This is a genomic window from Plantactinospora sp. ZYX-F-223, from assembly GCF_039649625.1.
In the GTDB taxonomy this organism is placed as follows: domain Bacteria; phylum Actinomycetota; class Actinomycetes; order Mycobacteriales; family Micromonosporaceae; genus Plantactinospora.
In genome coordinates, this window is the sequence record NZ_JBDJAV010000117.1 from 1 (window position 1) to 5,168 (window position 5,168).

Consider the following 5,168-nt stretch of genomic DNA (forward strand, 5'->3'; position numbering starts at 1 on the left):
CTAATGGGCCTTGGTGCCGGGCTGGCCAGTAGCAGCCTCACTGCCTACATCGTCGACGCGGCACCGGTCAGACCGGCCTGGTTGGCCTCGGTGGCCTCCAGTCAGACGGTCATGCTCGGCCTCGCTGTCGGCGCTATCGTCTCCGGCGCCCTGGTCCAGTTCGGTCCCTGGCCGCGCGAGCTCGTCTTCCTGGTTGTCATCGGCCTTCTGCTCCTGTCTGTCGCTCTTATTGCTGTCAGCCCGGAGACCGTGACTGGGATGGCGGGTGCGCGGCGATCGCTGCGACCTCGGGTCTACGTGCCGGCACGGGTCAGGAGTCTGCTCCCGGTCGCGGCAGCGGTATTCCTCGCCACCTGGGCGGCCGGGGCCTTCTACCAAGCGTTCGTGCCCGCACTGGTCGAAGATCAACTGCACACCAGCAGCCCGCTCATCGTCGGACTGGTGTTCGCCGCCTACATGGGTCCCAGCGTCCTCGGCGCTCCCCTCGGCGGCCTGTTCGCACCCGCAACCGCCCAACGCGTCGGGATGATCGGCTTCCTGACCGGAATGATCGGCATCGTCACCACGATCGCCACCGGGACGCTGGAGTTGTTCATCGCCGCGACCATCGTCGCCGGCGCCTCTCAAGGCATCGCCATCAGCGCTGCCACCCGCGGACTACTGCACGGCAACACCCCGGCCGACCGGGCACCGACCTTCAGCGTCATCTACCTCCTCAGCTACAGCGGCGCGACGATCCCCGCCCTCATCGCCGGCCAACTCTCCAACACCCTCTCGCTCCCGCAGATCGCCATCGGATACGGCGCACTCGCCCTCGTCGCCACCCTGTTCACCGTCGTCGGAGCGCACAACCCGCGTACCGAGGCGATTGGGCACAGCGAACACGGTGAGTAATCGAAGTGATGGACTTGAGGCTCGGTCATGTTCCGTTCCTCTCCATGCGGTCCGCAGCCCCGTCCTTCGAGATCCGTTACAGCACAACGGCTTCCTGCTCGATAACGAACATATCGATCGCACCTACGGGAGGATCATGAGCGAGGGCCCGGGGGCACTGGCCAACCTTCGACGGACCCGAGCCGACGAAATCAACAACGGGCAAGGGGACGCCGCGTCCACCTGTCGCCAGTCCGCTTCCGCGTGAGCGTGCGGTGTCACGTCGTGGCGTGAACGCACCAGGCGGCCTCCAAGATCCAGTTCCTCGTGGCGTCAGCGTCGGTCGCGCAGCCTTCCGTTGAGCACGCGGAGGATCTGGACCGGCGAACTCATCCAGGCCGGTAGCCTTGCGATCGTGACCAGGTCAGCAAGTCCAGATGAGGTCGAGAGGCTGACACCTCGCGGCGCGGCGACGAGGCGTCGCATCATCGAGGCCGCGGCGCAGCTCATGTACATGAAAGGGGTCAGTGCGACCACTCTGGACGAGGTCCGCGCCGCGAGCGGCACCAGCAAGTCTCAGCTTTACCACCACTTCGCCGACAAGGAACATCTGGTCCGCGCCGTGGTTCGGCTCCGCGCGGAAGAGATCATGGAGCGCGAGCATGCTGCGCTACAACGCCTCAGATCGTTCAATGGTCTAGTTCGATGGAGGGACGCACTCGTCCAGCGCAACGCACTGCAAAAGGGCGCGTACGGGTGCGTCCTCGGCTCGATCGCCGCGGAGGTCTCCAACCAGGACGAGGTCGCTCGCATGGCCGTGGCAGAGACCTTCGACGAGTGGGAGAACCTTATCGAGGCCGGCCTGCGTCGTATGCAGGATGCCCGGACACTCGCCGCCGCCGCCGACCCTCGAAAGCTTGCGATCGGGCTGATGGCAGCGCTGCAAGGGGGCTATCTGCTGGCCCAGGCCGCTCATGACGTCACACCGATGGAGATTGCACTCGACATGGCGCTCGATCATGTCAGGACGTTCCTATCGGCCCGATGAGTGCAGCGCTCACCTGGCCGAATGCGAGCGGACGTAGCTCAGCGCCAGGTCGAGCGCGGCCCCCAGTGGGGCGATATCCCGGTTTGTCCTCGTCAGCAGCGATCCGCCCTGCAACGCGGCCGTCAAACCCGTCGCCAGCCTGGCCGGATCTGCGTCGACCGCCAGCTCACCGTTCTCCCGCATTCGCTCGATGCCGGCCGCCAACGCCTCCCGTGTGGCGATCGCGACGGGATGCGCTGCTCGCGACCCGTCGCCGTCGCGCGCGCGGCCGGCGACATCGGGCGCGGCGGACGTGTCGAGAATCAGTTGCCGGTGCAGGTCGATGATCTCATCGCGCCAGCGCACCAGGTCTTCGAGTGAATCCAGGCCGCTCAGTAGCGACCATCCCAAGGCCAAGACGTCGCCAGGCAGGTCAGAGACAGCCCCTGACCCCGAGCGTGTGCCGCAGTCCACCGATGAATCTTCCCCGTTGTGGTCTATAGAGTCCATCTCCGCTCTCCCTAGCTGCTATCTTCCATGCTGGCACGGACGATCCGGTCCAACAAGGTGGCACCTCAGCCGCTTGGCGAGACGAGACGACCGCGATGCTCCGCCACGTTGTTAACCGTGCTCCGCGCCGCCGTCGATCTCCACGCGGCCGGATGCCTCGGTCAACACTGCCTTCGCCCGGCGGCCGCTGCGGACGTTGCCACCCCACCAGCACTGGCCGGATCGTGGTGGCCTCGTCCCGGATACCTGGCGACGAACCGCCCGACCGGTGTCACCTCAGCCCGACCAGCCACCATGAAACTGGTCTCAATAGTCCGCTTGGTAATCCAGAAGCGGTAGTCTCCGTGAGCAAAGGTCGCACTCCCGGCAGCACAGGCGAACGACAACGGCACGATTCTTCGAGGTCAGCCGTTGGGACGCGGTGCCCGGCCAGCTGGCAAGACAACGGGATCGAAGGAGACGTTATGGACGAATACGTCCAGGGCCTACTACCACCGGAGGAGAGCCTCGATGAGGAGGAGCTTGGCGACGACGTTGATGGCCCAGGCTACTCGCCGCCTGATCGCCCCATCGGAAGCCTGGCCTGGGGGGTGACTGCCTACGAAGCCAGTAGGCACGAGCCCCTCAGCCGGAGACTCGCCCATGAGGTTCCCGACATCGGAGCCGAAGAGTTTGGCGATGGGATTGGTGACGCATCGGATACCGCCGGCGAGCCGATCGACGACCAGGTTGGTGACTTGAGGGCAGGCCGGCTCGTCTGGGCTACCCAAGATCCTGCCGACCCGTCGTCCGATCTTCGAGCCGACGACGTTGGCATCGACGGCGGGGCCGCCTCCGCGGAGGAGGCGGCGATTCACATCGTCCCCGACAATGCGTTGGACGCGTAAGGACCCGGTGCACGGACAGGCTACAAACCAGACGACACCACGCCCTTTCCGACCTGGGCGCGAGCCACTGGCGCAACGAGAGGACCTATAGCAGACCGCATGATCTTGAATCAGTCGTCGAGACACCGCTACACCAAGGGAAAACGGGACGTCAGAGTCCACAGAGGGGCTCCCGAAGCGCTGCTGGACACTGCCAGATGATCGCGTGCACCGTGCAAGCCCGGCCACCGAACGCCTGCCCTGACCTGCTCAACGCCGAAGTAGGCTGCGGGTCAAGGGCCAAGCGCACATGCTTGACAAGCGGTACCCCGACATCCTAAGTTGGACTAAACCGTCCATAGCTCTCGGGTTGATGGATCGACCGGACTACATCGGGTCAACCGCCCGTCGCAACATGAGGACAGGGCACGCGAGAGCGACCGGCCGCAGAGCCAACGGCGGTGGGCGGGCGTCGAGGCCCGACTGAGATTTCAACGTTATCTGGCAAAACGGTGCGACGGATCTGGCGCCAACCAGGCGGAACAACCGTGCACGTCAGCGTCGCGTACACGGCATCGAGACGACAACCCACCTGCGGCGGACGACGAACCGCACAGGGAAGGCGAAGAAGAGCAAGGAATGAACAATACGAAGCAGTCCGCCGAAGATCTGGCGATCCTCGAGCAGCTCAATCTCGACTACAACCACTCGGACCAGACCAGCGACGCCAAGCGGTTCAGCGAGTTCCTCGCTGAAGATTTTGTTGTGCAGACACCTGGTGTCATGCGCAACAGCGAGGAGTACCTCGAATACATCGCCAAGCCCCGACCCTTCAAAGATCTCACTCTGCGCGACTTCAAGATCCGTATCCTCGGTGATGTCGCGCTGATCCACGGCCGGGCGACCTACACCATGGTCGCCGATGGAGTGGAGCAAGAAGCGCTGTACGCGGACGTGCACCAGAAGCGTGAGGGCACCTGGGACTGCGTCTCCGCCTGCGCGATCGCTCAGGCGCCTGACGCACCACCATGTCTGACATCGCAGCTCGGGCACGCTACGAACAGTTCGTCGAACTCCACCGTGGCCCGATACCTTCATCATGCCCAATGCATGGGACGGCCCGTCGGCCCTGCTCTTCAAGGAGGCCGGATTCAAATCCATCGCGACCTCCTCAGCGGCCTTCGCCGCGACACTTGGCCGGCTCGACGGTATCCACGCCGTCAGCCGCGACACGCACCTGGATCATGCCGCCCTACTCACGTCCGTGAGCGGTCTGCCGATCAACGGCGATTTTGAGGACGGCTACGGCGATACTCCCGAAGATGTCCAGGCCACTGTCAACGCCGCCATTGCCCGCGGTCTGGCTGGCATCGGGGTCGAAGACACCACCGGTGACTCTTCCAACCCGATTCGTGACTTCGACGACGCAGTTCGCCGCATCAAGGCCGCTGCCACCGCAGCGCACGACCGGATCGTTCTGACCGGCCGTACGGACAACTTCTTGTGGGGAATCTTCGACATCGACGACACCATCCGCCGCCTCTCCGCTTACGCGGAAGCAGGAGCGGACGTCCTGTACGCGCCGAACCTACCGGACATGGCCTCGATCAGCGCAGTCATCAAGGCTGTCGCGCCCAAGCCGGTCAACGTCCTCGTCAGCCCCCAGGACACGGCCACGCTGGCCGAACTCCAGACGATCGGCGTCCGCCGGGTCAGCCTCGGGGTCGACCCATACACGCACGCTCTCGCAGCTACACAGGCGGCTGCGGCGAAGCTAGCGAAGGGAGACCTGACGGCACTCGCATCAGAACTCGACTTCGGCCACATCATCGACCTCATCAAGGGCTAACTCGGCCACGCAACAGCGCAGCCGCGCACTGGCCTCACGCGGC

General features: G+C 64.8%; 5 protein-coding genes and 1 pseudogene. 5 read left to right on the plus strand and 1 reads right to left on the minus strand.

Annotated elements, in window-relative coordinates:
- The first annotated feature begins 81 nt into the window (after positions 1 to 81).
- Both AAH979_RS42375 and AAH979_RS42380 read left to right on the plus strand, forming a co-directional pair.
- Positions 82 to 894 carry an MFS transporter gene (locus tag AAH979_RS42375; protein WP_346263758.1) on the plus strand — a complete coding sequence of 271 codons (813 nt, stop codon included), beginning with the start codon at positions 82 to 84 and terminating at the stop codon, positions 892 to 894.
- A 394-nt stretch (positions 895 to 1,288) separates the two neighbouring features.
- Positions 1,289 to 1,921 carry a TetR family transcriptional regulator gene (locus AAH979_RS42380; protein WP_346263759.1) on the plus strand — a complete coding sequence of 211 codons (633 nt, stop codon included), beginning with the start codon at positions 1,289 to 1,291 and terminating at the stop codon, positions 1,919 to 1,921.
- Positions 1,922 to 1,930: 9 nt separating this feature from the next.
- On the opposite strand, the gene AAH979_RS42385 is transcribed toward AAH979_RS42380, so the two are convergent.
- Positions 1,931 to 2,410 carry a hypothetical protein gene (locus AAH979_RS42385; RefSeq protein ID WP_346263760.1) on the minus strand — a complete coding sequence of 160 codons (480 nt, stop codon included), beginning with the start codon at positions 2,408 to 2,410 and terminating at the stop codon, positions 1,931 to 1,933.
- Positions 2,411 to 2,874: 464 nt separating this feature from the next.
- Between AAH979_RS42385 and AAH979_RS42390 the strand changes: the two genes are divergently transcribed.
- The 3 genes and pseudogenes from AAH979_RS42390 (at position 2,875) to AAH979_RS42400 (ending at position 5,125) form a co-directional block, all read left to right on the plus strand.
- Entirely contained in the window at positions 2,875 to 3,297 is a 423-nt protein-coding gene (locus AAH979_RS42390; RefSeq protein WP_346263761.1) for a DUF5709 domain-containing protein, read from the plus strand.
- Between the two features lie 618 nt (positions 3,298 to 3,915).
- Positions 3,916 to 4,197, plus strand: a pseudogene (locus tag AAH979_RS42395) (nuclear transport factor 2 family protein); the annotation flags it as partial.
- Positions 4,198 to 4,375: 178 nt separating this feature from the next.
- The gene (locus AAH979_RS42400) at positions 4,376 to 5,125 is read left to right on the plus strand and encodes an isocitrate lyase/phosphoenolpyruvate mutase family protein (RefSeq protein WP_346263762.1); all 750 of its coding nucleotides are present in this window, start codon (positions 4,376 to 4,378) and stop codon (positions 5,123 to 5,125) included.
- The last annotated feature ends 43 nt before the right edge of the window (positions 5,126 to 5,168 follow it).